Annotated in this window: 32 protein-coding genes; 27 read left to right on the top strand and 5 right to left on the bottom strand. The window is 59.5% G+C overall.

Annotated elements, in window-relative coordinates; translation table 11 throughout:
* The first annotated feature begins 2 nt into the window (after positions 1 to 2).
* The 25 genes from BLU39_RS13860 to BLU39_RS13745 all read left to right on the top strand — a co-directional run bounded on the left by BLU39_RS13860 (position 3) and on the right by BLU39_RS13745 (position 20876).
* Entirely contained in the window at positions 3 to 1757 is a 1755-nt protein-coding gene (locus tag BLU39_RS13860; RefSeq protein ID WP_092713895.1) for a terminase large subunit, read from the top strand.
* Positions 1754 to 2998 carry a phage portal protein gene (locus tag BLU39_RS13855; protein ID WP_092713893.1) on the top strand — a complete coding sequence of 415 codons (1245 nt, stop codon included), beginning with the start codon at positions 1754 to 1756 and terminating at the stop codon, positions 2996 to 2998. Before BLU39_RS13860 ends, BLU39_RS13855 begins: the two co-directional genes overlap by 4 nt.
* 10 nt (positions 2999 to 3008) lie before the next feature.
* On the top strand, positions 3009 to 3683 hold the full coding sequence (locus BLU39_RS13850) for an HK97 family phage prohead protease (protein ID WP_092713891.1): 675 nt from the start codon (positions 3009 to 3011) through the stop codon (positions 3681 to 3683).
* A gap of 60 nt (positions 3684 to 3743) precedes the next feature.
* Positions 3744 to 5075 (top strand): phage major capsid protein, encoded by a 1332-nt coding sequence (locus tag BLU39_RS13845; protein WP_092713889.1) that lies wholly within the window; start codon positions 3744 to 3746, stop codon positions 5073 to 5075.
* A 46-nt stretch (positions 5076 to 5121) separates the two neighbouring features.
* On the top strand, positions 5122 to 5613 hold the full coding sequence (locus BLU39_RS28615; RefSeq protein WP_175539297.1) for a hypothetical protein: 492 nt from the start codon (positions 5122 to 5124) through the stop codon (positions 5611 to 5613).
* A gap of 18 nt (positions 5614 to 5631) precedes the next feature.
* Positions 5632 to 6195 carry a head-tail connector protein gene (locus BLU39_RS13835; RefSeq protein ID WP_175539296.1) on the top strand — a complete coding sequence of 188 codons (564 nt, stop codon included), beginning with the start codon at positions 5632 to 5634 and terminating at the stop codon, positions 6193 to 6195.
* The gene (locus tag BLU39_RS13830; RefSeq protein WP_092713884.1) at positions 6192 to 6533 is read left to right on the top strand and encodes a head-tail adaptor protein; all 342 of its coding nucleotides are present in this window, start codon (positions 6192 to 6194) and stop codon (positions 6531 to 6533) included. The genes BLU39_RS13835 and BLU39_RS13830 overlap by 4 nt, the downstream gene beginning before the upstream one ends.
* The gene (locus BLU39_RS13825; protein WP_092713882.1) at positions 6530 to 7015 is read left to right on the top strand and encodes an HK97-gp10 family putative phage morphogenesis protein; all 486 of its coding nucleotides are present in this window, start codon (positions 6530 to 6532) and stop codon (positions 7013 to 7015) included. Before BLU39_RS13830 ends, BLU39_RS13825 begins: the two co-directional genes overlap by 4 nt.
* Positions 7012 to 7419: a tail completion protein gp17 gene (locus tag BLU39_RS13820; RefSeq protein ID WP_092713880.1), complete on the top strand. Its 408-nt coding sequence runs from the start codon at positions 7012 to 7014 to the stop codon at positions 7417 to 7419. The genes BLU39_RS13825 and BLU39_RS13820 overlap by 4 nt, the downstream gene beginning before the upstream one ends.
* A gap of 65 nt (positions 7420 to 7484) precedes the next feature.
* Positions 7485 to 7958, top strand: a complete 474-nt coding sequence (locus BLU39_RS13815) for a hypothetical protein (protein ID WP_139178273.1) — start codon at positions 7485 to 7487, stop codon at positions 7956 to 7958.
* A 95-nt stretch (positions 7959 to 8053) separates the two neighbouring features.
* Entirely contained in the window at positions 8054 to 8506 is a 453-nt protein-coding gene (locus BLU39_RS13810) for a hypothetical protein (RefSeq protein ID WP_092713875.1), read from the top strand.
* A gap of 167 nt (positions 8507 to 8673) precedes the next feature.
* The gene (locus BLU39_RS13805) at positions 8674 to 8916 is read left to right on the top strand and encodes a phage tail assembly chaperone (protein WP_139178271.1); all 243 of its coding nucleotides are present in this window, start codon (positions 8674 to 8676) and stop codon (positions 8914 to 8916) included.
* Between the two features lie 42 nt (positions 8917 to 8958).
* Complete coding sequence (locus BLU39_RS28180) at positions 8959 to 9264, top strand: hypothetical protein (RefSeq protein ID WP_139178269.1); 306 nt, start codon at positions 8959 to 8961, stop codon at positions 9262 to 9264.
* A 74-nt stretch (positions 9265 to 9338) separates the two neighbouring features.
* Positions 9339 to 13616 carry a hypothetical protein gene (locus tag BLU39_RS13800; protein ID WP_092713871.1) on the top strand — a complete coding sequence of 1426 codons (4278 nt, stop codon included), beginning with the start codon at positions 9339 to 9341 and terminating at the stop codon, positions 13614 to 13616.
* Complete coding sequence (locus tag BLU39_RS13795; RefSeq protein WP_092713869.1) at positions 13613 to 15088, top strand: hypothetical protein; 1476 nt, start codon at positions 13613 to 13615, stop codon at positions 15086 to 15088. Before BLU39_RS13800 ends, BLU39_RS13795 begins: the two co-directional genes overlap by 4 nt.
* The gene (locus BLU39_RS13790; RefSeq protein ID WP_092713867.1) at positions 15085 to 16089 is read left to right on the top strand and encodes a hypothetical protein; all 1005 of its coding nucleotides are present in this window, start codon (positions 15085 to 15087) and stop codon (positions 16087 to 16089) included. The genes BLU39_RS13795 and BLU39_RS13790 overlap by 4 nt, the downstream gene beginning before the upstream one ends.
* A gap of 2 nt (positions 16090 to 16091) precedes the next feature.
* Positions 16092 to 16364: a hypothetical protein gene (locus tag BLU39_RS13785; protein WP_092713865.1), complete on the top strand. Its 273-nt coding sequence runs from the start codon at positions 16092 to 16094 to the stop codon at positions 16362 to 16364.
* 38 nt (positions 16365 to 16402) lie between these two features.
* Complete coding sequence (locus BLU39_RS13780) at positions 16403 to 17098, top strand: hypothetical protein (RefSeq protein WP_139178267.1); 696 nt, start codon at positions 16403 to 16405, stop codon at positions 17096 to 17098.
* A complete protein-coding gene (locus BLU39_RS13775) occupies positions 17095 to 17925 on the top strand; it encodes a hypothetical protein (protein WP_092713861.1) in 831 nt (276 codons plus the stop codon). Before BLU39_RS13780 ends, BLU39_RS13775 begins: the two co-directional genes overlap by 4 nt.
* Positions 17925 to 18956, top strand: a complete 1032-nt coding sequence (locus tag BLU39_RS13770; RefSeq protein ID WP_092713859.1) for a hypothetical protein — start codon at positions 17925 to 17927, stop codon at positions 18954 to 18956. Before BLU39_RS13775 ends, BLU39_RS13770 begins: the two co-directional genes overlap by 1 nt.
* Before the next feature lie 166 nt (positions 18957 to 19122).
* On the top strand, positions 19123 to 19452 hold the full coding sequence (locus tag BLU39_RS13765) for a hypothetical protein (RefSeq protein ID WP_227742029.1): 330 nt from the start codon (positions 19123 to 19125) through the stop codon (positions 19450 to 19452).
* Positions 19449 to 19913 carry a D-Ala-D-Ala carboxypeptidase family metallohydrolase gene (locus BLU39_RS13760; protein ID WP_175539294.1) on the top strand — a complete coding sequence of 155 codons (465 nt, stop codon included), beginning with the start codon at positions 19449 to 19451 and terminating at the stop codon, positions 19911 to 19913. The genes BLU39_RS13765 and BLU39_RS13760 overlap by 4 nt, the downstream gene beginning before the upstream one ends.
* Positions 19910 to 20245 carry a ubiquitination-like system serine protease family protein gene (locus BLU39_RS13755; protein ID WP_071076204.1) on the top strand — a complete coding sequence of 112 codons (336 nt, stop codon included), beginning with the start codon at positions 19910 to 19912 and terminating at the stop codon, positions 20243 to 20245. The genes BLU39_RS13760 and BLU39_RS13755 overlap by 4 nt, the downstream gene beginning before the upstream one ends.
* The gene (locus BLU39_RS13750) at positions 20242 to 20637 is read left to right on the top strand and encodes a hypothetical protein (protein WP_092714188.1); all 396 of its coding nucleotides are present in this window, start codon (positions 20242 to 20244) and stop codon (positions 20635 to 20637) included. Before BLU39_RS13755 ends, BLU39_RS13750 begins: the two co-directional genes overlap by 4 nt.
* Complete coding sequence (locus tag BLU39_RS13745) at positions 20634 to 20876, top strand: hypothetical protein (RefSeq protein ID WP_092713857.1); 243 nt, start codon at positions 20634 to 20636, stop codon at positions 20874 to 20876. Before BLU39_RS13750 ends, BLU39_RS13745 begins: the two co-directional genes overlap by 4 nt.
* Before the next feature lies 1 nt (position 20877).
* Here the strand turns inward: BLU39_RS13745 and BLU39_RS13740 are convergent, their stop codons facing one another.
* Complete coding sequence (locus BLU39_RS13740; RefSeq protein WP_092713854.1) at positions 20878 to 21393, bottom strand: hypothetical protein; 516 nt, start codon at positions 21391 to 21393, stop codon at positions 20878 to 20880.
* A 374-nt stretch (positions 21394 to 21767) separates the two neighbouring features.
* On the opposite strand from BLU39_RS13740, the gene BLU39_RS13735 reads away from it, so the two are divergent.
* Positions 21768 to 22556, top strand: coding sequence for a DNA adenine methylase (locus tag BLU39_RS13735; protein WP_092713852.1), 789 nt, complete (start codon positions 21768 to 21770; stop codon positions 22554 to 22556).
* A 109-nt stretch (positions 22557 to 22665) separates the two neighbouring features.
* A complete protein-coding gene (locus tag BLU39_RS28175) occupies positions 22666 to 23097 on the top strand; it encodes a hypothetical protein (protein ID WP_139178265.1) in 432 nt (143 codons plus the stop codon).
* 164 nt (positions 23098 to 23261) lie between these two features.
* Here BLU39_RS28175 and BLU39_RS13730 read toward each other — a convergent pair whose 3' ends face one another.
* The 4 genes from BLU39_RS13730 to BLU39_RS13715 form a co-directional block, all read right to left on the bottom strand.
* Complete coding sequence (locus BLU39_RS13730) at positions 23262 to 23717, bottom strand: hypothetical protein (protein WP_092713850.1); 456 nt, start codon at positions 23715 to 23717, stop codon at positions 23262 to 23264.
* 313 nt (positions 23718 to 24030) lie between these two features.
* The gene (locus BLU39_RS13725) at positions 24031 to 24447 is read right to left on the bottom strand and encodes a cupin domain-containing protein (protein WP_092713848.1); all 417 of its coding nucleotides are present in this window, start codon (positions 24445 to 24447) and stop codon (positions 24031 to 24033) included.
* A 77-nt stretch (positions 24448 to 24524) separates the two neighbouring features.
* Positions 24525 to 25352 carry an AraC family transcriptional regulator gene (locus BLU39_RS13720; protein ID WP_092713846.1) on the bottom strand — a complete coding sequence of 276 codons (828 nt, stop codon included), beginning with the start codon at positions 25350 to 25352 and terminating at the stop codon, positions 24525 to 24527.
* An 83-nt stretch (positions 25353 to 25435) separates the two neighbouring features.
* A complete protein-coding gene (locus BLU39_RS13715; RefSeq protein ID WP_092713844.1) occupies positions 25436 to 26527 on the bottom strand; it encodes a porin in 1092 nt (363 codons plus the stop codon).
* Between the last annotated feature and the right edge of the window lies 1 nt (position 26528).

The following is a 26528-nucleotide window of genomic DNA, read 5'->3' as shown; positions in this document are numbered from 1 at the left end:
CTATGGACTTCATTGAGCGGGCTCTGCGGTACGCAAATGCCGTCGTAGCGGGCGATGAAGTGGCTGGAAAGTGGGAAAAAGCGGCCTGCCAGCGCTTCCTGGACGACCTGGAACGTGAAGAAACGGACTGGCCATACCGGCTGGACCACGCCGAAGGGGTGCGGATCTGCGAATTTATCCAGCTTTTGCCGCACGTTGAGGGGGAGTGGGGCAAGCCAATCTGGGTTGGCCAGGTCAAGACGTACCAAAAGATACGCCTTGAGGACTGGCAGGTATTCATCCTGGTGAACCTGTTCGGGTGGCTGGAAAAAAGCAGCGGCTTGCGCCGCTTCAGACGCGCGTACGAAGAGGTGGCGCGCAAGAACGCCAAGAGCACCATGGCCGCTGGCATTGCCCTGTACCTGGTCAGCGCCGACGACGAGTCGGGAGCCCAGGTGTACAGCTTCGCTACCAAAAAGGAACAGGCCAAGATCGTTTGGTCGACGGCGCACGCGATGATGCAGCGCGAGCCCGATTTCGGCCAGCTTGGCCTGCAGGCGAGCAAGACGTCCATCTACAACACAGAAACAAACAGTAAATTCGAGCCGCTGGCGCGCGGCTTCGAGTCCCTAGACGGCCTCAATACCCACGGGTTTATCGCTGACGAGTTGCATGCGCAAAAGGACCGAGGGCTGTACGACGTGGTGGACAGTTCCACCGGCGCGCGATCGCAGCCCTTGGGCTTCGCCATCACCACCGCAGGCAGCGACAGGGCAGGGGTTTGCTATGAGCAGCGCAGCTACTCATGCATGATTTTGAATACCACGCTGCACGCGCACGGCGGCATGGGCTACAAGCTGGCCGGCGAATGTGCCGTCGACGAAACCTTCTTCAGCATCATCTTTACGCTCGATGATGGCGACGACTGGGCCGACGAGGCGGTATGGCGCAAGGCGAATCCGAACCTGGGTGTGTCCGTTAAGCTGGCCGACATGCGCGCGGCGTGCCGGAAGGCGCAAAAGATGATGTCGGCGCAAAACGAGTTCCTGACCAAGCGGGTCAATATTTGGGTCAACGCAGACAGTGCTTGGATGGACATGAAAGCCTGGGATACGTGCCTCGATACGACCATGAGCATCGATCAGTTCATCGGCAGCGAGTGTATCGCAGCGCATGACCTGGCCAGCAAGGTCGATATCGCGGCGAAAACCAAGCTTTTCTGGCGCGACATCGACGGTGTGCGGCACTACTACGGTTTCAACACCTATTGGCTGAACGAGAAAGCCGTCGAAGAGGGTACGAATTCGCAGTACAAGGGATGGGCCAAGGCCAATTTGCTGGTGTCGACGCCTGGGGACGTGACAGATTTTGGGGTGATTGAAGAGGATCTGCTCGAAGATCGCGACCTGTTCAGCATTATCGAAGCGCCGTATGACCCGTTCCAGGCAACCCAGTTCAGCCAGCGCATGGTGGCGGCAGGCTTGCCGATGATCGAGGTCGGCGCGACGGTGAAAAATTTCAGTGAACCGATGAAATGGCTCGAAGCCTTGGTGCTGCAGCGGCGCTTTCATCATGACGGTGACCCGGTGCTGACCTGGATGGTTAGCAATACCGTTTGCCACCGTGACGCCAAAGAAAATATTTTCCCGAACAAAGAGCGGCTCGAAAACAAAATCGACGGCGTTATCTCGCTGTTGATGTGTCTGAACCGTGCGATGACGACCCACCCTTCAACAGGAGATATCGATGATTTCCTCAACAACCCGATCAGCACATGAACTTTCTTAACTCCTTTGGCTCGCTGCGGAGCTGGCTCGGGCGCGCTGGTGCGATTGCCGAGACCGAGGGTACGCAAAGCGGTATCCCCGGCACTGCACTGATACCGGATACGGCAAATGTCGGCGTCGATGGGGCACTGCAGATCAGCACCGTGTGGGCATGTATTGATCGCCGAGCTACCACGATCGCCAGCCTGCCATATTTCGTCTATGAGCAGATAGCTGGTGAAAAAAAGCTCGCGCGAACCTCGCGCTTGTACCAGCTGCTGCATGATTCTCCGAATAGTCGCATGACGCCGTATGAATTCTGGCGGGCTTTGATCATGAATCATGACTTGCGGGGCAATGGCTATGCCCGGATTGAACGTGATGCAAGTGGCGAAGCGGTGGCGCTGTGGCCAATGCCAACCGACCAAGTAGAGGCCAAAGTGCTCAAAGACGGTTCAATGGTCTATTTGTACTCCTTCGGCAACGATATTGCGGTGTTAGCTGAGTCAAGCGTGCTGGTATTGAAGAACCTCGGCAATGGTACGACCGGCTTGGCCAAACTGGATTTCATGCGTGGCACGATGGATGAGGCAGTCAAGGCGCAAAACGCCGCCAGTAAACTTTTCGGCGCTGGCGGAAAGCCGACCGGCATCCTCATGGTTGATAAGGTTCTGAACAAGGAGCAAAGAGAGGCGGTTCGTTTGAACTTCTCCGAGATGGCCGAGGGTACCACCGCCCGGCTGCATGTGCTGGAAGCCAATATGAAATACCAGCAGTTGTCGATGACGCCAGAGGATCAGCAACTGCTGGCTACCAGGGTGTTCACGGTCGAAGAGATTTGCCGCTGGTTCGATGTGCCACCGGTGCTGGTGCATAACGCCAACGTGACGGCGTGGGGGTCAGGGGTTGAGCAGATTTATAGCGGGTGGGTTTCGTTGTCGATTCGGCCCATGCTGATCTGCATTGAGCAGTCGGTGCGCAAGCGCGTCATGACACCTCGCCAGCGAGTAACTATGGTTGGCGAGATGAGCCTGGATGCGCTACTGCGCGGCAATCCCAAGGATCGCGCTGAAATCAATGCCAAGAATGTGCAGAACGGCATATCGACCCGTGCCGAGGTTCGCCAGCTTGAAGGTTTGCCGTTCGTTCCAGGCAGCGACGTGCTTACAGCTCAGAGCAACCTGGTACCGCTGGATATGCTTGGAAAAACGCCGCCCGCCGCCGGCGGCAATGGCAATAACATCGCTCAATAGGAACTAATACATGGAAATTAAATCACTCGCTTTCGCGGCTGTGCAGTTCAAGTTGGCGGCCGACGATGCATCCTTTACCGGTTACGCATCGGCGTTTAACCAGGTCGACAGCTATGGCGACACGATTCTCAAGGGCGCCTACGTCGATACGCTGAAGGCGAACGGCCTACCCAAAATGTTTTTCAACCACGACAGCTACTCCGTGCCCATCGGCAAATGGACCAAAGCCGAGGAAGACGACTATGGTCTGCTGCTGACCGGTGAATTTACGCCTGGTAATGTCATGGGCGAGCAAGTCAAGGCGGCGCTCAAGCACGGCACTATCGACTCCCTGTCGATCGGATACGGCTTGAAGAAGGGTGACTTTGATGAGACCACTGGCGGCCGCCTCATTCGCAAGGTTGCCATGCTCAAAGAGACGTCGATTGTGGTTTTTCCTGCCGATAAATTTGCACGTATCAATCTCGATAGCGTGAAATCGTCGTTCACCGACGAGATCGCTGAAATTGCCACGATCAGGGATTTTGAATACTTCTTGCGGGATGCAGGCAGTTTCAGCAAAGGGGCGGCGCAAGCGTTGACCGCCCGCGTCAAAACGCTGTTCGGCGCGCGGGATGCCGCCGATCAGGGCAAGGCGAAGGAAATGGACGAGATTCTTGCCAGGCTGCAGAAACTCGCCCAGTAGACGCGCATTCCGTGACGACGACCGCCTGATGGCGGTTTTTTTTATACTTGAAAGGTAAATATGAATCGTACGAAATTTTTTGGTGTGCCCGCGCGTATGGTGCTGGTACTGGTTCTGGCATCGATGGGGGCTGCGGCGCATGCCTTCGGTGTCGATGTGCCTGCCCTGATGGGCCAGAACGGCCCCGTGATGGCTGGCTTGGCTGGTTTGTTCGTCATGGGCGAAGTTGACGGCGCGGCGATCATGAAGGCGCTCGATTCGGTCGAAGCCAAGCTGGGGGTCATTTCCACTAAGGCTGAAGCGGAAATGAAAGATTTGGGCAAGACGTCGACCGAAACCAAGTCGGCCATTGAAGCGCTGGGCGTCGAGCAGCGCACACTGGCCGATCGCCTGCTGATCATCGAGCAGAAGGCAGGCGCGCAGGACGATGCACCGGCAGCCGACGAAACCGTGGGTGGTCAGTTCACGAAGCATGCGGGGTATGATTCCTTCGTCAAAGCTGATGGTCGCATCAAAACCCGCGTCGAAGTCAAAAACACGGTGACCAATGTGATCGCCAACACTTTCAGCGAGCGCCGTCCCAACCTGGTCGAAGGTGCCTTCCGCGTTTTCACGATCGAAGATTTGCTGACCAAGATCCCCACGTCGGCCAATGCGATCGATTGGGTGCGCGAAAACGTGTTCACCAATGCAGCAGCAGAAACGGCGGAAGGTGCTACCAAGCCGCAAAGTTCGATCACGTTCTTGCCGGGCACCATGCCAGTCAGCACGATCGCGCACTGGATCAAAATTACCCGTCAGCTGGCCATGGACAATGCGGCGATGGCGGCGTATATCAACCGTCGCATGGTGTATGGCGTCAATCTGCGCGTGGAAAACCAGATCGTCTCCGGCAACGGTGCATCGCCCAACATCAACGGCCTGACCAACGCCGGCAACTTTACGCCTCACGGCTATACCGCTGCATTGCTGACGGGTTTGGGCCTGGTCAACAACCGCTTCGACCTGATCGGCAAGATGATCGGTGACTGCGCGCTGGCTGACTACCCGGCCGAGGCCATCGTCCTCAATACCGCTGACTGGTGGACCCTGCGCCTCAGCAAAGACGACACCGGTCGTTACATCTTGGGCGACCCCGGCTCGGCCGTCCCGCCCACTTTGTTCGGCCTGCCTGTGGTCGCCAGCAATGCCATGGTGGCCGGCCGCGTGTGGGTCGGTAGCCTGTCGCAGGCGGCGACGTTGTGGATTCGTGAAGGCGTCGCGATCGACCTGTCCGACTCGGACGGTGATAACTTCATCAACAACCTGGTGACGATTCGCGCTGAACGCCGCGCGGCGCTGACGGTCGAGAAACCAGGCGCCGCTCGCTACGGCGAGCTGGTGCCTGCTTAACCAAAAATGGGCCGGTCAGCCCGACCGGCCCTCACAGGAGAACTTTATGGAACTCGTAAAAGTGAATATCACCACTCAGGCGTTGACTGCTCGCTACGGCACGCTCAATCCTGGTGATAGCGTTTTGACCGATGCGCAATTTGCCAACCACCTCGTCCACGACTGCTGCGCTGGCGAATTTGCGAAGCCAGTAGCGGCGGTAGTGAAGGAAGCGGAAGCAGCAGCGGCGGCAGCGAAGGAAGCGGAAGCAGCAGCGGCAGCGAAGGAAGCAGAAGCAGCAGCGGCGGTAGTGAAGGAAGCGGAAGCAGCAGCGGCGGCAGCGAAGGAAGCAGAAGCAGCAGCGGCGGCAGCGAAGGAAGCGGAAGCAGCAGCGGCAGCGAAGGAAGCAGAAGCAGCAGCGGCGGTAGTGAAGGAAGCGGAAGCAGCAGCGGCGGCAGCGAAGGAAGCAGAAGCAGCAGCGGCGGCAGCGAAGGAAGCGGAAGCGGCAGCGGCCGAAGCCACGAGCAAAACGGCGAAGAAGAGCGCCACATCGAAGTAATCCTATTGAAAGATGCGCATGAGAAAAATTTGCATCGAGGGGCCGACTGTGCTGGCCGTCCCACTCGCCAAGGCGCGCGAAAATCTGCGCGTCGACGGAGAGTATCTGGACGCGCTGATCACCACCTGGCTGAGCGGCATTATCGCTGATGCCGAATTTCAACTTGGCCAACGCCTGATGGAGCAGACGTGGGAAGTTCACATGGATCGTTTTCCAGAGTCAATTCCGTTGCCGCATCCCGTGCTCAGCAAAGACGATGTGGTATCGATCACGTACCTCGATGCCAACGGCATCGGCCAGACGCTGGCGCCAGCGGCATATCAGCTGGTGCGCGGCGATTATAAGTCGAGCTTGGTTCCGGCACGGGACATGGCGTGGCCGGCGAGTGCAGACGTCTGCACTGTGGTCGTGACAGTGAAGTGTGGCTACGGCAATACGCCCGATAAAACGCCAGCGAACATTCAGCTCTACTTGCTCGCGAAATTGGTGGAGCAGTTCGATCCAGCCACGCGTAGCGAGCGTGACACGGTACAGTCTACTTTTATTGATCGGCTGCTTGATGCTTGCCGGACATACGAATGAGCGCGCTCAAGTACAAGGACCGCATCAGGATTGAAAAGCCCGGTGCTGCCGTGGACCCTGATTACGGGACGCAGCTTCCCGCCTCGTGGCTACCAGTGGCCGAAGTGTGGGCGGAGATTGTCGACGTGATGCCGAGCAAGTCGGAGGCCGTGACCAATGGCATAAGGCTGGCCGCCAATTCGGCACGCATCCGCATTCGCTACCGTGCTGACGTCACAAGCGCAATGCGCATTGTCCGTTTGACAGGAACACCGGGAACCTTGCAGATTGTAGCCGGACCAGCAGTGATCACAGGTCGAACAGAGCTTGAATTTATGGTTGAGGAGTTTTCATCATGAGTGCTGATGATCTGGCAATTTCCGGCGGTAAAAAACTGGATGACCTGTTGAAGACCTTGCCTGCCAAGGTGCAAAAGAACGTGATGCGTTCGGCAGTGCGGGCCGGGCTGGTCGTCTACCGCAAGGCGGTGAAAGAGCTTGTGCCGGTCCAATTGGGTGACTTGAAAAAGAGCGTTCGTGTGTCCATCAAGGTGAAGGACGGCGTCCTCATCGGATCGTTAAAGGCTGGTAACCGCAAGGCCTGGTATGCCCAGCTTGTCGAATTTGGTACGCGGCCTCACAAAATACAGCCGAAGGATGCGAAGGCGTTGGAGATCGGCGGTGCGGTAGTAGAGGCCGTTGACCATCCCGGGGCCCAGGCGCACCCATACATGCGGCCTGGTGCCGATGCCAGTCACGCCGCAGCGCTTGCAGCGGTCGTGAATAAATTGCGTGAGCGATTGACGCTGGCTGGCCTTGATGTTCCGCCGGATCAGTCATGAGCGCGGTCAAGGTGATGCGCGCTCTGCTGTTGGCTCACCCGGCGTTAGCGGCTTTGCTACCTGCCGAAAAGATCGTCGCTGGCACGGTGCCGCAGGCGACTGTGCTACCTGCGATCGGTATCAAGGAGATTGGTAGCAATGAGTTCTTGACCGTTGCGCAACGGGAGCCGGGAACGCTGGTGCGGTCTCGCGTTCAGGTGACGGTGTACGCCAAGAGCTATCCCGAGCAAAAGAAGCTGCTGCAAGCCGCGAAATTAGGCAAGGGAATTTACGCAGGAACCGTCGCAGGGGTGCCGGTTCGCAGTGTTCGGCGTGGTGATGTGGGGCCTGATTTCAGCGATGAAGGTGCCGGCATTTATGAGCAGTCGCGCGACTTTTTTGTTTCGTTTATTGCACCAAGCTGACTTACTTATTGTTCTCAACCCGCCCACCCGCACATGCCGGTGGGCTTTTTTTTGAAGGTGCAAATATGGCTGATTTTGATCCAGATTTCCAAACCAATTCCGGCAGCGAGCTTTATGTCGCCGCCGGCCGGCCAACTACAAATACTGCTGCAGCGTTTGCCGCATTGACCTGGGTGCTGGTTGGCGCCGTCAGTTCCATGGGCGACGTGGTCGGCGAGAGCTCGGGTACGGCTACGGTCGATGATATCGGCCGCGCCCTCAAGCTGGTGAAAAAAGGAGCAGGCACGCGTTCTACTGCGGAATTTCAGACGGCCCTGATCGAGGACGACCCAGGTCAAAAAATGATCCGTACCTATGCGAGCGCGAGCAATCACTCGATCAACTCGTACAAGGTGGTGCGTCAGGATCTTTCCGAGCGCTGCTTCACCGCCCAGGCTATGTCCCCCACCGAAACTGCCTCGGGCATTGATGACGCCGTGTTGTTCGGTTTTTCGCTGCTGCGCCAGAGCGACACCATCCGCGTTCCGGCACCTGTGTAAGCCCCGCCTGAAAAGGCTGCAAGGCCACCTCATCGCCGCATGCTCTGCTTCGTCTTTGCAGGCGGCGATTCTAATTTCTATGAAAGGTAATTCCAATGACATTCAATATCAAAAAACTCGCCATCGCAGCAACCGGAACCATGCCCGTACGTGACGCGACTGGCGAAGCCCAGTTCGACGAACAAGGCAATGCGCTGAGTATCACCTTCCACAGCCCCGGAACGAAGGTGCACCAGGCCGCTAAGCATGCGGCCGAGGAGCGTAATAACACGCGCGTCTTCGGTCGCATGCAAGGCAAGTCCGAGGCCAAGCAGTCGGCCGACGACAAACTGCAGGAGCGCGCCACCTTTCTGTCGGCGATCACCGTTTCTTTTAACAACTTCGGCAATGGTGACTTGACGGGCCACCAGTTGTTCATGAAAACCTACTCCGATCTTGAGCTGGGTCACATTACCGACGATGCCGATAAATTCAACGGTGACCGGGGAAACTTCAAAAAGAGCTCGGAGACGAGCTCGCCATCTTCGTCCGTCATGCAGCCTGGCTAAACGCCGTGCCGGAGGCGCCTGATCGGGCACCGGCCAAGCGTGCGGCAAGGACTCCGCAACCTCTGTCGCGTCGAGACGCTTTCAAGAAGCGGGGCGCCGACGTTCAAATGCCCCCGATTGAGTGGGGTGATTACATCCTGGGCTATCTCTTCGAGGTAGGACCGACGATGGCCAGCGGTATGGGGGGCAGCCCGTTGACATTTTCTGAAATCGAGGCGTGGCAGCGGACAGTGGGTATCTGTCTTTCGCCCTTTGAGGCGCAGTTGTTGCGCCGCCTTTCGGTTGAATACTTCGGCGAATCGCACGCCGCAACGAAAATCGATTGCCCAGCCCCTTACGGCGTGTCACTGCAATTCATCAAATCCTCGCAAAAAGAGATTAGCAGAAAGCTGGATCAGTTCCTGGGATAGGTGCGGTGCTGTAGTATTGCCGTTTTAGAATCAGGAGGGCGTATGCAGATATGCAGGGAATGCGGCACCGTCGGACAGGTGAAAAATAATACACCAGGTTCCATTTTTATTGAGCTTGTTCTTTGGTGCTGTTTCATTGTGCCGGGCCTGATTTATTCGTTCTGGCGCTTATCTAAGCGTCATGAGGTCTGCGCGGCTTGCGGCGGACAAAGCATGATTCCGCTTGATACGCCTGTTGGTGCCAAGTTGGCAGCAGATGCTGGTTATCAGGCCCCGCCAGCATATAAGGGTTCGCCGGCAGCGGAGCAATTCGGCAGGAAAATAGGGCGCATGTTCGCCAAGAAGTAGATATTGAAATGGCCCTGATTGCAGGGCTTTTTTTTTAGTGCAGCCACCTTCGGGTGGTTTTTTTATGGGCATATATGTCGACGATCATCAGTGATATGGAGATCCGCCTGCGCGCGGATATCGCGCGCCTGCAGTCCGATATGGACGCGGCCCGCCGCACTGTCGGCAGCGCGATGGATAACATCGGTGCAAAGGTAAAAAGCGCCATGTCGATGTTTGCAGGTCTGGCCGCCGGCATGTCGGTCTTCGCGATGGGATCCTTCATCAAGGGGACGCTTGATGTTGTCGATAGTCTGACCGACCTGAGTACCAGGACGGCTATCAGCGTGGAGGATCTGGCTGGCCTTAGCTACGGTGCCAAGTTGTCCGGCACTGAATTGGAGGCAGCTGCAGCTTCGATCTCGAAACTGTCCGTCAACATGGGTAAGGATGCGGATCGATATGCCAAGCTTGGCATCACGGCGCAGGAGCCGTTGGAAGCTTTCAAGCAGTTCGCTGACATTTTCAAATCCATTCAAGACCCGCAGGCACGTGCAGCGTTCGGTGCCGAGGCGTTGGGTAAGTCATGGCAGGAGGCTGCGGTCTTGCTGAACGAGGGTTCCTCAGGCATTAGCGACTTAGTCGCGCGTGGCCTGGAACTGTCGGGTATCACCACTCAAAATTCTGCAGACGCAGCGGCGTTCAATGACGCGCTCGACGAACTGGGTGCCGTTGCGCAAGGTGTCGGTGTCAAGATCGCTGTGGACTTCCTGCCTGTGCTCAAGATCCTCACTGACGAGGCGTTGAATTCGTCGAAAGCTGCCGATGCTGCCGACACCTCTTTCAAACCCCTCACCGAAACGTTCAAGGCCATTGTGGTCTTTGGTGGCAATGTCTTGTATGTACTGAAAACAATTGGACAGGAGATCGGCGGCATTGCTGCGCAGATCGTTGTCGCCTATGGCGCAGTGGCCAATTTGCTGAAACTTGATTTCAAAGCCGCAGCTCGTGACTTCAATATCGCTTTCGGTAAAGGCGGGATGGGCGACAAAATGAAGGAGGACGCGGAGAAGTCGCGCCAGGCCATCGACCAGTGGTCTGAAAGCGTCATCAATGCCGGTAAGGAAGCGAAAGAGGGGCTGGATGCTGTCGAGTTTCCCGACCCATTCGGTATCGACGGCAAGATTGCAGAAGAAAATGCCGCGCGCGCCGATGCCTTTGTTAAATACGCGGAGCAGCAAGCTACCTCCAAAAAATTGGCCGACGTGGCAGCCGCTGCTGCGAAGAAAGAACAGGAGGCATATCGAAATCTGTTGACGACCTTGGCTGAACGTATCGCAGCGGGGAAAGCGGAATTGGCTGCTGGACGCGAATTGACCGAGGCCGAGAAAGCCACCATCAAGCTCGATAGCGAACTGGCTAGTGGCAAGACGAAATTGAGCGCCGGCCATCTGGCTCATGTGCGCACGCTGATGGCCGAGGCTGATGCCATGGATAAATCGGCGGCATCTGCCAAGAAGGTGCGCGAGGCCATCCAGGCGCTAACGGACGAGCAGAACGCGGCCTATGTCAGCCTGGCTGCCGAGGTTAAGGGCAACGAGGATGCGGTGGCAAATTTCGGCCTGACGAAAGAATCGATTGAACTGGTGACGATCGCTCGGCTGGAGGATCGGCTGGCGCGCCGGGGTGAGCTCGACATGAGCGAGGCATATGTTGCACAGCTGACGCGGGAGATCGACCTGCGCAAGCAGAACGCCACCGCGCTGGGTGGATTGGAAGCTTTGGCCGCGCAAAAGAAAGTGGCCGAAGACAATCTTGCGGAACAAACCAAGATGTGGGAGTCGGTCGATCAGAGGGCGCATGACACTTTCGTATCGATTTTCGATAGCGGTAAGTCTACTTTGGATCGCCTTCGCGACACGTTGAAAAATGGACTGCTCGACCTGCTGTATCAGATGACTATCAAGAAGTGGATTCTCAACATCGGTGCGGCGGTGTCCGGCGGCGGCGCTGCTGGCTTGGCCACAGCCGACGGTATGGGCCTGACTGGCGGCGCGGTTGGTGGTGGCCTGGGCGGCGTCGCCAGCCTGGCGCAGAGCGCCAAAACGGCCTACACCATTGCCACGCAGGGATTCTCTGGTGTGGCTGCCGGCATCGGCGGCAGCATTGCCACCTTGGGCAATCTCTTTGGTTCCTCCGCCGTATCCGCTTTCGGCGCCGGCATGGGGATGACGGGAGCGCAGGCGGCTGCTGCTTCGGCAGCCTATGGCTCGGCGGGCATGGCCGGAACGGGAACGGCGCTGACTTCTGGCGCTTTCGCTGGTGCAGCGGTTACGGCCGCTGCCGGCATCGCTGCTGGCGTGCTGGGCGGCAAACTGATCTCCGGCCAGTATGGTAGCAACGCCACGGTAATTGGCGGCACCGGCATTGGTGCCGTCGCTGGCGCATTCATGGGCGGCCCTATCGGCGCGGCCATTGGCGGCGCCTTGGGCGGCTTGATCGGCGGTATCGGCAACCGCCTCTTCGGCATGGGTGACAAGAAATATGGGGAAACTGGCATCACCGGGACGCTGTCCGGTACTGGGTTCACGGGCAACGAGTATGCCAAATGGACGCAGAAAGGTGGCGTGTTCCGTAGTGATAAGTCAGGCACGGACCGAAAAGCCGTCGACGCCACAACGTCCAATGCGTTTGTGGAAACATACGCCGCCATTCGTAACGTATCTGCAACCCTGGCCAATACGCTCGGTGTGGATACCTCCAGCCTGGCCACCCGAGCGCAGGCTTTGAATATCAACCTGACCGGCCTCACCACGGAAGCGGACAGGCTGGGCGCCGTTACCAAGTTCTTCGAAGGTGTAGGCAATGCTATCGCGGTCGAGCTTCTGCCCAATGTCGGCCAGTTCAAGCAGGGCAACGAGGAACTGAGTGCTACCTTGCAGCGCGTGGCCGGCAATTACGCCGGCGTCGACGCTGCGCTGCAGCTGATCGGCCGCACGTCGCAAGATGCCTTCGGCGCTGTGGGCGTGGCCACCATTGGCGCGCGCGAAAACCTGATCAAGCTGGCAGGCAGCCTGGACTCGCTCACCAGCGGGACCAGCTTCTTTTCCGAAAACTTCCTGACGGAAGCCGAACAGATGGCGCCCGTGCTGTCGACTGTGGCAGATACGCTGGGCAAGCTGGGCATGGCCGGCACCACGACCATGGACGATTACAAGAAGAAGGTGCTGGGCCTGAACCTGGCCAGCGCGGCGGACCAGGAGCTGTATATCAAGTTGCTGGCTCTGGCGCCCGCGTTCAAGGCGGCATCGGATTACAGCAGCCAGCTGGCCGCCGCGACGGGCAACTATGCCGCCGTGGTCAAAACGGCCAGCGAAATCGCCAGCGAGCGGATGGACCTGCAAAAACAGCTCAACGAACTGACGAAAAGCGAAACGGAGTTGCTGGCCATCCAGCGCTCCAGCATCGCCGCCGTCAACCGTGCGCTGTTCGATCAAGTGCAGGCCGCCAAGGCTGTGGTATCGGCCAAGGACGCACTGGGCAAGGCCTACGACAGAGAGGCGGCAGCGGCCCAGACGGCGGTGGACAAATCGAAGTCGTGGCTGGCTAACCTCAACGGCATGAACGACAGCATGACCTTGGGCAGTCAGTCCGTGCTGACGCCGGAGCAAAAGTATGCCGAGGCCCGGGCCCAGTTCGAGAAGACTCTGGCAGCGGCCAATGCTGGCGACACGACGGCGCAGTCTGGCCTGTCGGCCGCAGAACAGGCCTTCTTGACGGCCTCGCAGGTGGTCAACGCCTCGGACGCAAAGTACGCGGCGGATTACGCGCGCGTCATCGCAGCGAACCAGGATGCGGCGAAATGGGCCGCTGCGCAGGTCGACGTGCAGCAGGCCAGCCTGGATGCCCTCAAGGCCCAGGTGTCGGGCCTGATCACCATCAACGACAGCGTGCTGACGGTGGCGCAAGCCATCGCCAACCTGCATGCGGCGATGGGCACCGCGAGCGGCTTGGGCGTGCAGTTTGACGGTTCCCATGCCGGCGGCCTGGCCAACGTGCCGTTTGATGGCTACGCGGCCGAACTGCACCGCGGTGAAGTGGTGGTCGACGCGCCAGCGGCGGCAGCCATGCGGCGCTATTTCGGCGGCGCGCCAAGTCAGGGCGGCGGCAACAACGACGCCCTGGTGGCCGAGATCAAGAGCCTGCGCGAAGAGGTCAAGGGATTGCGTGCCGATCAGCACAAGCAGACCGGCGCCGCCATCCAGGCCACGGTCGAGTCGAACGCCAGTGCCGCCAAGACGGTCGTTGCTGGTGTTGATAAATCGGCCAAAGGCTCCGCCTGGGCCAGTACCGTGAAAGGTGAATACGCATGACCGACGAGCAATTTTTACAATGGCTGCAAAGCCCGTCGGCCGTCCGCATGGTGCTGATCGAGGCCCAGGTGAACGTGGCCGGCCAGGAGGTGACGCGGTATATCGCCTCGCGGCCATACGTCACCGGCCCGGCCGAGGTGCCGGCCAACACCGAATATCTGCCGCTGGCCACCGGCGGCCTGGCCTTCACGGAGCAGGTCAGCCTGACGGGCGAGGCGGGTTTGTCGGGCGGCGACATCGAGCTGGACAACGGTGACGGGGCGCTCGACGGCTGGCTGGGGGATGTGTGGCGCAACCGCGCCATCAAGGCCTGGACGGGCGACCCCAGATGGCCGCGCGCCGATTTCCGTCTGGTGTTCGACGGCATCATCGATGACGTGGGCAGCTCCAGCCGTGAGACGGTCAACCTGGTGCTGCGCGACAAACTGCAGCGCTTAAATACGCCGATCACCGAGGCTAAGTTGGGTGGCACATCACAGAACAAGGACGCGATTTTGCCGATCCCGTTCGGCGAATGCCACAACGTCACCCCGCTGCTGACCGACCCGGCTACGCTGGAATACGGGTTTTTGGGGCCGGTCGAGTGGTTCATCAACGACGAGGCGCGCACCAGTGGCAAGCCGGTACCGACCGAGATCAATTTGGTCACGGGCCGTTTCAAGCTGCCGATCAATCCGCTGGCCAATGCCGTCACCACCAGCGTGCAGGGCGACAACGTGGGCGGCTACGCGCCGCGTATCGCACCGCTGGTGCAGCGCATCGCCACCGGCTACGGCAAGGCGGCCGACCGCTTCACGGTGGCGGATCTGGATCTGCCTAACCTGGCCGCCTTCGACGCCGCCCATCCGCAAATGGTGGGTCTGTACGTTGCGGACCGGATGAACCAGGCGCAGGCTATTCAGCAACTGGCCGCCAGCGTGGGCGCGCAGGCGCTGATGTCGCGCACTGGCCAGCTGCGCCTGGTGCAAATCGCCTTGCCAGCCCTCGGCGTGCCGGTGGAGATCGGGCCGGACCAGATGCTGGAGCACTCGCTGCGGCCGGCGCAGCGCCTCCCGGTGGCTGCGGCCGTCAAGATCGCTTTCGACCGCAATTACACCGTGCAGTCGAGCCTGGTCACTTCCATCCCGCCGGCGCATGCCGACCTGTATGCGACTGAATGGCTGACCGAAACGGTGGTTGATGAGGCAGTGCGCGCACGCTACCGCCTGACCGACGACCCGGTGCAGGTGGAAACATGCCTGAAATCGCGCGCCGATGCGCATGCTGAGGCGGCGCGGCGCCTGGCCATGAACAAGGTGCCGCGCACCATTTATGAACTGGACGGGGAGCCTGAATTGATGATGCTGGAACTGGGGCAACCCGTACTGCTGCGTGATGCGCGCTTTGGCCTGCAGGATAGCTTGCCAGGCGTGGTGGTGCTGCTGTCACGCTACTGGCTGACAGGCCGCGTCACCGTGGGAGTGTTGGTATGAGGCTCGTCGCGGGTGAGCGCGACAACCTCATCATGAATACCGTGCCGCGCTTCCAGCCGGCCAACGACCGCGTGCTGCTGCTGGCGGCCACGGCGCAGGCTTTCAAGGTGGCGGCCACGGCAATCGCCACGCCGGCCAGCATCGATTTTACGGCCGGCTTTGTGAATATGCAGGGCCAGGTGGCATTCGCCGCCAGCAATGCCAGCGTGCTGACGCGCGTCGGCAACGTGGCCACGCTGACGTATGGCGGCATGGTGGGCGAAAGCGTGACGATCACGGCCAGCATCGTGGTCGAAGGTCTGACCTACACGGCCAGCCAGACCGTCAGCAAGAATTTTGACGGGGTGGCGGGTAATTCGTCGCGCATTTGCTATAGCAAGAGCAACTTGCTGTCGCTGTCCAGCACACCGGCGACTCTCAGCACTCAAGGCGCGACATCCTATCCACCGATTGATACATGGGGCATCGGGACGGTATGGCAGGGGACGCCACCGCTGTTCGGCGCAGGGGAGTTGCTGTATCGATCGGATGGGATTTTCAATCCCGCCAGCGGTACCACGAGCTGGGCGGCGCCATACCTGAATGCCTGGAAAGTGGGTCAGCTGAGTGCGATTTCTGCCGATCTTGGCAAGGTCACGGCCGGCGATATTTACAGCGTGACAATTCACGGCGGTACAGGGTATCCGACAGGTGCGTACGGCTGGCCCACAAACGGCGGCATTGGGTTTCATCTGAGCCAGGATGGCCTGCTTTTGGGGAACGCTAATCTTGGCAAATATGCTCGTTTTGATCCGAATGGAGATATCTACACGCCGCAGTTCAAGGTAGTAAGCGGTGCCGCCACCTTCGGCGGCATGCTCACGGGCGTGATAGGTTCGTTCGGCCTGATCCGCAGCCCGGGGCGTGTGGCGACGGGCACGGGCGCCGGCTACGATCTGACCGGCTCCGGCTGGAATTGGTATGACGAGAACAACGTGCTGCGCATCGAGCTGGGGGAATAGTCATGGCACCACGCTTTCGCGTACGCGATGCGCAGAACCGCATCGTGTTTGATTCGAGCCTTGCTGTCGGCGGTGTACCGCTGGGCTTTTACACCGTCGCTCCAGGCGGGTCGACATGGGAATTCCCCGACTACAGCGGCGCCGGTGGTTACGCCATCGCCGCCGGCCGCACGGGCGGCTACGTCAACTACACCACCGACAATTCGCTTGGGCATTTGCGATTTGTTTTTCATCGTTTTTCCGAAGGCCAGACAGTCGTACTGTTCGCAAAATGACATTTAAACTACGCTTTAGAAATCCGGGTCAGGATTTGGTGATCAGCGGCGCCGCGCGGGGCTTGACCTGTATTGGCCGCGCCGCCCTTCAGGGTGTCGTCCAGGCAAGCGGCGATGCCACCGGAACCAGTCCCGGCCGCCGATGGGGCTACTCCACATACCGTATCGCGCATGATGGTCCGGTGATATGGGCGTTGGATATGCCGCTCGATAGCAACATCGGCATCATTTCATCGTCCGAGGTATCGCCAGGGCTGTGGGAGGTCGTCTGCTACTGCGGCTCGTCGCTCGACGCGTATCAGTTCGATTCCGTGCAGTCGCCCCTGGCGGTGTGGGCCTACGGTTTCGTATCGACGCTATACGACGGCGGCATCCGTGCGGCGTTCTACAACGCCAGCGGCGCTCTTGCCTACGACTTCAGCCGTCCCAACCCGCTTTTCCCGCTCGCATCTGGTGTGGCAAATGGGGCCGTCACGACGATTCCGGCGCTGACCCGGCCTGTAGTGATGGGCTGCCCAACCTCCGACCCGTCATACGATCCCAGCGCCGGCCCCAATCGCTGGCGTGCCGAGTTCTATCGCGGTATGTGGCGCCGCACGTCCAGCACCGAGATAGTCGAGGTAATGGTTGCGAAGCAGCGTTGGGAATATGCCGCCACCGAGCCTATCGGCGTTGCCGCTGGGTATATCTCGCCAACTACTTACCTCATCCTGGAAGGGGCGCTGCTCCCATGAGCAATCTTCGCATCATTCACGACAATGCGGCCGACCGCGCCGTGCTCGCCGCATCAAGCCAGGCCGGCACGCTGGGCCCGGCCAATTTGCAGCGCGAGCGCAAGTCAGCGGTGCTCCGCTCGGTCGGTCCGTTTCTAGAGATCACGGCGACACTGCCGCTTGGCGAAATCGTCGGCGGCGTTGTGCTGCCTTTTTGTAATCTCACCGCAAGCGCTCTAATCCGCGTCCGCGGATATGCCGCACCGGGTGATGCCACGCCAGTGTTCGACACAGGAGCGGTTCTTGCCTGTGCTTACGCGCCGCTGGGCGCTTGGGACTTTGGTGCCACTGCACTGGCGGTCAATGCCTTTTCGTTCGGCGGGGGCACCTACGCACGCGTCTGGTTCCCGCGCACGACGGCGCGCCACTTCTTCATCGAACTTGCCGACCCGGACAATCCTGCCGGCTACATCGAGTGCTCGCGCCTTGTGCTGGGCAACTACTGGGAGCCGGAGAACAACGCCAGCTATGGCGCCAGCGTGACGCCGGTCGATACGTCGACGCAATACCGCAAGGGCTCCGGCGAGCAGGGCGTCGAGGCCGGCAGCGCGTATCGCAAGTTGACGCTGGCCCTCGAGCACATGACGCCGCTGGACCGGGCCAGTGCCTGGCGCCTGGTGCGCGGCAGCGGCAAGCGCCGGCCAATCCTGGTGAGCCTGTTTCCCGACGATGCCGATCCCGAGCTGGAGCAGGCCCATCAGCTGTACGGCCGCCTTGCTGAACTGGCCGCTATCTCGACACCGTATTTCCAAACCTACGCAACATCGCTTGATATCGAGGAACTGTAATGGCTAAAATTTTCTACCCTGGCATGCCCAATTGGCTGGACGCGCTCAATACGCTGGCAGAAGGCCAGCTTGCCGCCATCAGTACATTATTCGTCAATTTGAATTTTTCCGGCAACGGTCTCCGCATTAAAGGCGACCTGTCGAACGCGTTGCATGCTAACAGGCTGCTGGCGCAGACCAGTGCGGCTAACAGTCCCTCGGTGTTTGGTGTCGTTCCTTCAGGGACCGCGACGTCTGGCCAGTTTAATGCGTACAACGGGGCAAATCCAGATAGCGCAGGGGTAGTCCAGTTGAAAGTGGACGCGACTCGTGCGACGGTGATTTCGATCTCTACAGGTGGAGCGCCTCCTTTGCCCCTGAGCTTCGATACGTTAGGGGCTGAACGCGCCCGCTTCGGGGTCAATGGTGAATTTCTGTTTGGTACCACAATCAGTGGCGGCCCTATCTCCAACCGGACAAACGGGTTCCGGATCGATCCGACGACAAAAGCGATGTCCATTCGAGCGACGTCGTCGCACGAGTTCGGAGTTCCAGGTAGTAGCGGTTCGCATATCCAGTTTTACACGGACAACGGTACCGCGTTCGTCGGTGCCGGCAACATTTTCTCCAGCGGAAACACGACCAGCTATGCCTCCACCTCGGACTATAGGCTGAAAAGCAATGTGTACCTGCTAACTAATTGTAGGGAATCGATGCGCAACCTTCCGCCGGAAGGCTGGACATGGCCAGATGGATCTCCTGGTGAGGGATGGCTGGCACATAAGGCGCAGGAGTTCTGCCCTCAAGCGGTTATCGGCGTGAAAGACGCCATGAAGGAGGTAACGCGGTACGACGCGGAGGGCAACCCAGTCGTGTCGCTTGAACCAGACTATCAGTCTATGGACAAAACTTTTTTCATCCCGCGCATGTACGGGGCGCAGCTTGAGATGGATGAGGCGCTGCTGGAAGACCGGCAGATGATTGGCGAATTACGTGAGCAGTTGAATATGGCCTTGGCGCGCATTGATGCGCTGGAAGCCATGACCGCGTAAATGCAGCACTACACCACAGGCCGCCTTCGGGCGGCCTTTTTCATTTCCACCACCTGAAAGGCACTACATGGCCATCGAAACGACCGCCGCCGGCGGCGCACTGATCAAAATTTTTGGCATCCCGGTTCTTGCCGGCGCTGCCGCAACTTCACTGGGATTCATGTTCATGTGGCCAAAAACTGCCAAGGAAGCGGGCGTGCGCTTCTTCGTCACCATTCTCTTTTCTGCCCTGATGGGCCCGGCCCTGGTCGTGGTCGTGCGCAACTGGATGCCGGGCCTGTTCGACAGCGCGCGCGCCGTGGCCGTGCTGTACGGCAGCGATCCGGCGCTGGGCTTCCTCTTCATTGCCGCGCCGTTGATGGTGGCCGCCGGCTTGCCTGCCTGGTGGGTGCTGGGCGCCACGGTGCGCTGGTTCGACAAGCGCCGCGACAAGGACATCGGCGAGCTGGCGCGCGACGCGGCCGCCGTCGTCAAGGATGTGCGAGGTGGCCTGTGAACCTGACCAAGAATTTTACCCTGCAGGAACTAACTGCCTCCGACTGGGCCGCGCGCCATGGTGTCGACAACACGCCGCCGGCCGTTGTGCTGGCCGAACTGCAACGCACGGCCGAGCTGCTGCAGCGCATCCGTAATTACCTGACGGCTTGCGCCGGCATCGACACGCCGCTGGCCAATATCAGCGGCTACCGCTCGATCCCCGTGAATCGCGGCATCGGCAGCACCGACGGCAGCGACCACGTGCGGGGCTGCGCGGCAGACTTCAAGACCTTGCGCATGACGCCGTACCAGGTATGTCAGGCGCTCCTGCCAAAACTGGACGAGTTCGGCATCGGCCAGATCATCAATGAGCTGACCTGGGTGCATGTCAGCACACGCACGGTGGCCAGGCCTGTCAACCGCATCATCACCATCGACCGCCACGGCACGCGCGCTGGCATTCTGCAGGTGCGGCCTTGAGTGCGCTGGGCAGCAAGCTGTGGCGCAGCCAGCTGGGCGGGCTGATGTTTCATTGCCCCGGTTGCGGCTATGATCACGTCGTCCACGAAGCCGGACAAGGGTGGTCCGGCCCGACCTGGTCGTTCAATGGCAACGGCGATAAACCGACGTTTTCGCCCTCCGTGCTGGTCACGACAGGTCGCGCGGTCGATTCGTCATTTGTGAAAGAAGAGGGGGATCCGCCGGAGGTGTGCCATTCATTCGTCATCGATGGCCGGATCCAGTTCCTCGGCGATTGCGACCATGAGCTGGCCAGCCAGACTGTTGAAATGCCAGATTGGCGGGCATCTTGAGCGCCATCAGCGCGCTGGCGGCCGGCGCCGTCAGCGGCATCTGGAAGGCGGTCGCCATCATACTGGCCGCCGCGTTGCTGTTGGTGGCCAGCTCCACCGGCACCGGCTGGTGGCTGGCCGCTGGCGACCGCGACGCTGCACGCGCGGCGCTGGTGCAGGAGCAGGGCGTCAGCGCTGCGTTGCGCGCGTCGATCACCGAGCAAAACCGTGCCATCGATGGCATGGCCAAGGCAGCCCTGGCGGCGCAGGAGCGCGGCGCTGCGGCGCAGGCGGCAGCCGCCGCCAAGGGCAAGAAGTACGACGTGGCCCTGGCGCGGATCGATGGCGCGCGCGCCGCGACCTGCGACGAGGCGATGCCGGCCGTCAGGCTGCTGCTGGAGGGCGTGCGATGAAATGGATGCTTGTATTGGTGCTGGCCGGCTGCGGCAGCGCGCCGCCGGCGCCGCACCCGGTCGAAATTCCCGTCTTTACACCATGTGTAAAGTCGGTGCCGCAGCGGCCGGCCTACGAATTCGACAAGTTGCCGTCGACGGCAACAGACGGCGAGATCGTATTGGCGCTTGTACGGGACTGGATTCGCGGCAGGCAATATGAAGGGCAGCTGGAAGCAACGTTATCTGCATGCGATTAATCTAAAAACGTACCCCATGATCTGAATTGTGAACTACGATTAAGTTTTTCATACGTTCTTGAATTGCGAAATTTCCTTTAACTGAATCTGCCCATTGATCAACTGCGTCGGCAATATCTGACGAAAAAATGTCAATCTGCAATTGCAGTTTATTGTCGGACTGATTTGTATGGAAAATATTTCCATTTTTTGGTGGGGTTATAAAGTGAAAACTGTCGAGAGCTTTTCTGATTTTTTGGGTTGAAATGTCATCTGCGCCTTCGTGCAGGTAGCTGCATCTTAAGGCGAAACAGTCCTCGCCACTCAAGAATACATGGTGTTGACGGGCCGGACCGATCAGCGCGCTGTACTTATGCTGAAGATGTTTTTCAAACCAAGAAACATATCTTGCGCCGCTTTTCATTGCGGGATCTTCTAGGCGCCCACAAATATCAGGCATTGTAAGACTGAGCGAAAGGGCACTTAACCAATTTTCCGATTTGACCGCAAAATTAATTGCATCTGTAAAACGTTTCATTATTAATCCTTGGTGGTTTAAGTGATAATTTATAGTACTCCTTTTTTGACCTGCACCAACGGAATTTTCACCAAGGTCTTCGCCTGCCGCCCCGGCCGGTGCCAGTGGTGCCGAAGGAGGCGCTCCAGCCGATTCCGCCGGCGGGCTATTTCCTGACGCAGTGGCGCGAGATATTCAAGCCTTGATCCTGCCGACAGAGGAGGCGGCCGCAACAGGCCGCGCATGCCAGAGCTTCGCGCGTGAAAATGGCATGGCGCCATAGTAAGAATGGCTGATCGCCGCTGCGCTAACAGCAGCAATCAGCCGGTGCCTGGTGAGTAGGCTTGGATTGCCTCATGGGAGGAATTCGACTTTACCACTAGGAGGTACACATTTTGGCACTACCCATCATCCCCTGGATCGGCGGCAAACGACGCCTGGCCGACCGCATCATTCCGCAATTTCCGCCTCACACTTGCTACGTCGAGGTCTTCGCCGGCGGCGCCGCGCTGTACTTCATGCGGCCGCCGGCCGAGGTCGAAGTGCTGAACGATGTCAACGGCGAGCTGATCAACCTATATCGAGTCGTGAAGTGCCATCTGGAGGAATTCGTGCGCCAGTTCAAGTGGGCGCTGTCGAGCCGCGAGGTGTTCAAGTGGCTGCAGGACACGCCGCCGCATACCCTGACGGACCTGCAGCGCGCTGCCCGCTTCTTCTACCTGCAGCAGCATGCCTTCGGTGGGAAGGTCGACGGCCAGACTTGGGGCACGGCCACCACCGCGCCGCCGCTCAACCTGCTGCGTATCGAAGAGAATCTGTCGGCCGCGCACCTTCGCCTGTCTGGCGCCTATATCGAAAACATGGACTGGTACAAGTGCATGGAGCGTTATGACCGGTCTCACACACTGTTTTACCTGGACCCGCCGTACTGGGAGACGGCCGGGTATGGCGTGGAATTTGAGTTCGAGCAGTACGAGAAGATGGCCGAGCTGATGGCCAGGCTGAAGGGTAAGGCCATCTTGAGCCTGAATGACCACCCGGACATCCGGCGCGTGTTCGCCGGCTTTCAGATGGACTCAACCGGCATTCACTACAACGTGGGTGGAGGTGGCAAAGCAGTCGAACGCAGAGAACTGATTATTTATAGCTGGGATAAGGAAGCAGAGCCGGCTGGGTTGTTTTAAGTCTAAGCGGCCGGGTGTGCAGACGTCTGCACGCTCGTCCGATGTTTACTTTACAGCGCTTAAATTTTGGATATACTGTATAAATATACAGTATATTTGAGGTGTCGCCATGCTTGTAATCGCAGCAAAATTGTATTCCGATCAAGGCGTTCCGTTGCCTCGGCACAGGGAAATTACCTTGCGCTATACGGCTGTAGGTAAATTTTCGATGAGGGAGGGCTATGAAAAAGACTTCGGGCGAACAGTGCGTGTGGCGAATTTGTGGCCAATCGGCGGCGGAGACTCCATACTTCCGACTTTGTATGACGCGGCCATTGTGTGGGTGGGGGATGGGAAGTTGCGGGTCCGTGGATTTGAAATCAACCCCATGACTATGGCTCATGTGGCAATGGCTTGGGGCGCGGAGATTGTGGCAGATCAGCGGCCTGGCCGCGTACTGGTACCACTTGATGGGGAAGCAGAGATTTCAGTAATTACCTCTCAAGCGGACTTGGAAAAGGCGGCCGCCGCCCGACCTGGCCCTGCGCAGTGGAAGCGGTGAAATTTGATCGTGTTGGAAAATAAGAAAATCCGTTGGAAAATGCAAACAAAGGGTTACAAGCCGAAGCGTGTAACCCTTTGATTTTCCTACTCATTCTGTGGGGTGGCTGATGGGGCTCGAACCCACGACAACAGGAATCACAATCCTAACCGCATGGCTTTCGTCTATTCCGCAGCAAATTCCTTAGGGGTGAGTGCGATTGCTTTGTCTAGAAAATCGATGACAATTTCATCAGCATTTCTAGCGACTGTACGTGGTGCGTTACTTTTTTCTGGCGGCAAATTCGTATGTCCGAGTGAGTCAAAAGTGAACTCGCCTAAGAATTCAAAATGTACTTTTTCAAATATTAGATACTTGAGTAGGCCGACCACGCGCCCAATGGGCTTGTCTTCTTTATAGGTCAAAAACAGCTGGAAGCGGACCGTTTTTCCCAAGTACGAAGTATCAATAATGTAGTCGTCGACTTGCTCCACGTGCAACGAATGGAACTTATGATTATGATATTCTTCTACTAAAGCAACGGATGCGAGCAGTCCTGAGAAATTTCTCAGAAGGCCTTCGGAGTGTTGATCCAGATTCGTTAAGCGCTGGACTGCACGGACTGAAGATTTATCAAACATACTTCCTCCAGAATGTATTCACGTTGGATGGGACTGGCTCATCAATGCCAAAGTCAGTTTAGTACTAAAAAAGCAAAAAAACAGAGTCCTTTAAAAATATTTCCTGACTACAAAAAAAAGCAGGAAAACACCGTATTCCACGGTATAAAACTTTAACTATTTGTGTAGACAATGGAAAATTTTTGGAAAATTCTATTATAAGTGGATGATTTTAATGTGTTTTCGATTCCGGCCAACGGCACCAAGTTTCATCAGAAAACCCGCTCACTTGCAAAAGTCAGCGGGTTTTTTGTTTTTTGTCATCGTTCCGGCGTCATATCCACTGGTCGTTCTCCACCGTGCGCTCGCCCGCGCCGCCGTCGCCCGTGTTGACCACGCCGCGCGGCTCGATCAGCAGCAGCCTCGTTTCGGCAAGGGCGCACGGCTTGTGTTCCACGCCCTTGGGGACCACGGCCATCTGGCCGGCAGTCAGCACGATGGCGTGTCCTTGCGCATAGCCAGGGCCGCGCAGGGCGATGCGCAATTCGCCGTCCAGCACGATGAAGGTTTCATCCGTGTCCGCGTGCCGGTGCCACTGGAATTCACCCAGTACCTTGACGACCTTGAATTGGTAGTCATTCATTTCGGCGATGACGCGCGGCTGCCAGTGCCCGTCGATCAGGTCGATCTTGCCTGCCAGGTCGATGGCCTGGCCCTGGCCGCGGGTGGTAGTAGTGGTGGTGTCTGACATGCTGTGCTCCGTTCAAGTGGCGATGCAGCCAGAATACGCGGGCGCCTGCCGGCCGTATTGAACGATCGTGGGTGTTTTCAGCGTGTGCTGGCGCCGCCAGCGTAACGCAGCCAGCGGCCGGGCGTGATTCCATGGGCTTTCAGGAAATGCCGCGTCATGTGGCTCTGGTCGGCGAAGCCCGCCGCCATGGCGGCCGAGGCGAGCGTGCTGCCTGCCAGCAGCAGGCGCCGCACCATTTCCAGGCGCCGCATCGTCAGATAGCGGTATGGGCTGGTGCCATGGAAGACGCGAAAGTCCTGCGACAGGCTCCAGCGGTCGCGTCCCGTCGCCGCCTCCAGTTCCGCCAGGGTGACGGCGCGCGTGCAGTGCGCCTGCAGATAGTCGCGCGCGCGCCGCGCCGCCAGGTAGTCGCCTCTTGGACGCTGCGCGGGCGTGCCGGCCGCCGCCGCCAGCGCATGCGCCAGTTCGGCCAGCGCATCGCTCTGTTCCAGCGCTTCTAGCGGGTGGCCATCGTGCGGCAGCAAGGCGCAGGTGGCCGCCGCCAGGCGGGGATCGGTCGACACGCCGCCTTCGATGAAGGGCAGCGCGCGTCCGCCCAGCACGTCCTGGAACAGCGCCGGTTCGATATACAGCATGCGGTAACGGAAGCCGGCCTCGGTACCCGCCTGGCCATCGTGGGCCTCGTCGGGATGCAGGATCATGGTATTGCCGGGCAGGCTGTTGCGCTGGCCGCGGCGGTAGCTGAAACGCTGCACGCCCGCCAGCGTGCGGCCGATGGCGTAGGTGTCGTGGCGGTGCATGGCATAGGCCTTGCCCTGGAACCACGCTTCGATGCGTTCGATTCCCTGTACCGGTTCGGCGCACTTGACCCAGTCGCCAAGCGCCGGTGCTGATGCTCGCTGCATGGTGTGTGTTCGCAGATGCCTGCCCTGGTTGCGGAACGCAGACTGTACTCGCCGCGCGCAGGGCTGTCTACGAAAACCGTGGCTCAGAAGTTGTGCCTGATTCCCAGCGCCACGCCCGACAAGGTGGCGCCTGCCGTACCTGTTTCGCCTCCCAGGCCGTTGATGGCAAAGCCGGCGATGCCGTTGCGGCCGTTGGCCAGGCGCGTGTAGTAGGCATACAGGCTGCTGCGTTTCGACAGCTGGTAGTCGTAGCCGATGGTGGCGTGGGTGGCGCCCGTACCCGCTCCCGCGCGCACGGTGCCGATGGTTTCCAGAGAATTGCCGGTGGCGCTTTGCGCGTGGGCCAGGCCGACACGCAGGCCGTGGCGGCCGAACTGGCGCGTGGCCGAGACATACGCCGTGCGGCGGCGCAGATCGCCCGTCGCCGTGGCATAGCGCAGGCTTTCCACTGCCACCGCCAGCTGCGTGGCGCTGTCTATCCTCCATGCCAGGGCCAGCTTGCTGCCACGGTCGTTCAAGCCCCGCCCCTGATAATCATGATGCTCTTCCAGCGCCACGGTGGCGTACAGGGCGCCGCCGTCGTAGAGCAGGGCGGCCGACGTCAGTGCCGGATGCGCGCCGCTGGCCGGCCGTTCTTCCCCCATGCCGCGCGCCACGCGCAGCGACCAGCCCTGCCACTGCGGCGTCCAGTAATGGACGCTGTTCTGCTGGCGCCGGTCGAACGAGTACGTGTTGCTGGTATTGTTTTCGGTGGCGCCCGCACCGTTGCCCATCAGGCTCATGTAGCCGGCCGTGGTGGGGTAGAACGGGTCGAGCGCGGAGGTGGCGCTGCTGTAGGGCAGGGTCCAGTTCCCGGCAAACAGCGTGCCCCACGGGCCGGCAATGCCGGCGCGCGTGTCGCGCGCGGCGAGGGAGCCGGCGCCCGTGTCGGGCGACAAGGTGCCCTCGACCTGGAACAGCGCCTGCCAGCCGCCGCCCAGGTCTTCACTGCCGCGAACACCGAGTACCGAGCGGTTGTTGGACAGGCGCTGCACGCTGTCGCCGCCGGACGCATGCAGCGCTTCGAGCGCCACGTTCAGGCGCCCGTACAGCTGCACGTTTTCCTGTGCCGCGGCGGGCAGGGCGGCCGCCAGCGCGAGCGTGCCGGCCGCCAGCGTGGGCAATCGCGTCAGCATG

Source organism: Janthinobacterium sp. OK676 (assembly GCF_900103595.1).
GTDB lineage: Bacteria > Pseudomonadota > Gammaproteobacteria > Burkholderiales > Burkholderiaceae_D > Janthinobacterium.
Note: the sequence above shows the minus strand (reverse complement) of the source record. Positions and strands in the feature narration are given on the sequence as shown.

What these genes read in the sequence shown, in the direction of transcription:
- BLU39_RS13720 (WP_092713846.1), bottom strand. Translation starts at nt 25,352, where the DNA reads ATGCAGCGAGCATCAGCACCGGCGCTTGGCGACTGGGTCAAGTGCGCC.
- BLU39_RS13855 (WP_092713893.1), top strand. Translation starts at nt 1,754, where the DNA reads ATGAACTTTCTTAACTCCTTTGGCTCGCTGCGGAGCTGGCTCGGGCGC.
- BLU39_RS13740 (WP_092713854.1), bottom strand. Translation starts at nt 21,393, where the DNA reads ATGAAACGTTTTACAGATGCAATTAATTTTGCGGTCAAATCGGAAAAT.
- BLU39_RS28615 (WP_175539297.1), top strand. Translation starts at nt 5,122, where the DNA reads ATGGAACTCGTAAAAGTGAATATCACCACTCAGGCGTTGACTGCTCGC.
- BLU39_RS13745 (WP_092713857.1), top strand. Translation starts at nt 20,634, where the DNA reads ATGAAATGGATGCTTGTATTGGTGCTGGCCGGCTGCGGCAGCGCGCCG.
- BLU39_RS13765 (WP_227742029.1), top strand. Translation starts at nt 19,123, where the DNA reads ATGTGGCCAAAAACTGCCAAGGAAGCGGGCGTGCGCTTCTTCGTCACC.
- BLU39_RS13775 (WP_092713861.1), top strand. Translation starts at nt 17,095, where the DNA reads ATGAGCAATCTTCGCATCATTCACGACAATGCGGCCGACCGCGCCGTG.
- BLU39_RS13835 (WP_175539296.1), top strand. Translation starts at nt 5,632, where the DNA reads ATGAGAAAAATTTGCATCGAGGGGCCGACTGTGCTGGCCGTCCCACTC.
- BLU39_RS13860 (WP_092713895.1), top strand. Translation starts at nt 3, where the DNA reads ATGGACTTCATTGAGCGGGCTCTGCGGTACGCAAATGCCGTCGTAGCG.
- BLU39_RS13790 (WP_092713867.1), top strand. Translation starts at nt 15,085, where the DNA reads ATGAGGCTCGTCGCGGGTGAGCGCGACAACCTCATCATGAATACCGTG.
- BLU39_RS13725 (WP_092713848.1), bottom strand. Translation starts at nt 24,447, where the DNA reads ATGTCAGACACCACCACTACTACCACCCGCGGCCAGGGCCAGGCCATC.
- BLU39_RS28175 (WP_139178265.1), top strand. Translation starts at nt 22,666, where the DNA reads ATGCTTGTAATCGCAGCAAAATTGTATTCCGATCAAGGCGTTCCGTTG.
- BLU39_RS13730 (WP_092713850.1), bottom strand. Translation starts at nt 23,717, where the DNA reads ATGTTTGATAAATCTTCAGTCCGTGCAGTCCAGCGCTTAACGAATCTG.
- BLU39_RS13815 (WP_139178273.1), top strand. Translation starts at nt 7,485, where the DNA reads ATGGCTGATTTTGATCCAGATTTCCAAACCAATTCCGGCAGCGAGCTT.
- BLU39_RS13810 (WP_092713875.1), top strand. Translation starts at nt 8,054, where the DNA reads ATGACATTCAATATCAAAAAACTCGCCATCGCAGCAACCGGAACCATG.
- BLU39_RS13820 (WP_092713880.1), top strand. Translation starts at nt 7,012, where the DNA reads ATGAGCGCGGTCAAGGTGATGCGCGCTCTGCTGTTGGCTCACCCGGCG.
- BLU39_RS13770 (WP_092713859.1), top strand. Translation starts at nt 17,925, where the DNA reads ATGGCTAAAATTTTCTACCCTGGCATGCCCAATTGGCTGGACGCGCTC.
- BLU39_RS13825 (WP_092713882.1), top strand. Translation starts at nt 6,530, where the DNA reads ATGAGTGCTGATGATCTGGCAATTTCCGGCGGTAAAAAACTGGATGAC.
- BLU39_RS13850 (WP_092713891.1), top strand. Translation starts at nt 3,009, where the DNA reads ATGGAAATTAAATCACTCGCTTTCGCGGCTGTGCAGTTCAAGTTGGCG.
- BLU39_RS13800 (WP_092713871.1), top strand. Translation starts at nt 9,339, where the DNA reads ATGTCGACGATCATCAGTGATATGGAGATCCGCCTGCGCGCGGATATC.
- BLU39_RS13805 (WP_139178271.1), top strand. Translation starts at nt 8,674, where the DNA reads ATGGCCAGCGGTATGGGGGGCAGCCCGTTGACATTTTCTGAAATCGAG.
- BLU39_RS13715 (WP_092713844.1), bottom strand. Translation starts at nt 26,527, where the DNA reads ATGCTGACGCGATTGCCCACGCTGGCGGCCGGCACGCTCGCGCTGGCG.
- BLU39_RS13785 (WP_092713865.1), top strand. Translation starts at nt 16,092, where the DNA reads ATGGCACCACGCTTTCGCGTACGCGATGCGCAGAACCGCATCGTGTTT.
- BLU39_RS13830 (WP_092713884.1), top strand. Translation starts at nt 6,192, where the DNA reads ATGAGCGCGCTCAAGTACAAGGACCGCATCAGGATTGAAAAGCCCGGT.
- BLU39_RS28180 (WP_139178269.1), top strand. Translation starts at nt 8,959, where the DNA reads ATGCAGATATGCAGGGAATGCGGCACCGTCGGACAGGTGAAAAATAAT.
- BLU39_RS13795 (WP_092713869.1), top strand. Translation starts at nt 13,613, where the DNA reads ATGACCGACGAGCAATTTTTACAATGGCTGCAAAGCCCGTCGGCCGTC.
- BLU39_RS13845 (WP_092713889.1), top strand. Translation starts at nt 3,744, where the DNA reads ATGAATCGTACGAAATTTTTTGGTGTGCCCGCGCGTATGGTGCTGGTA.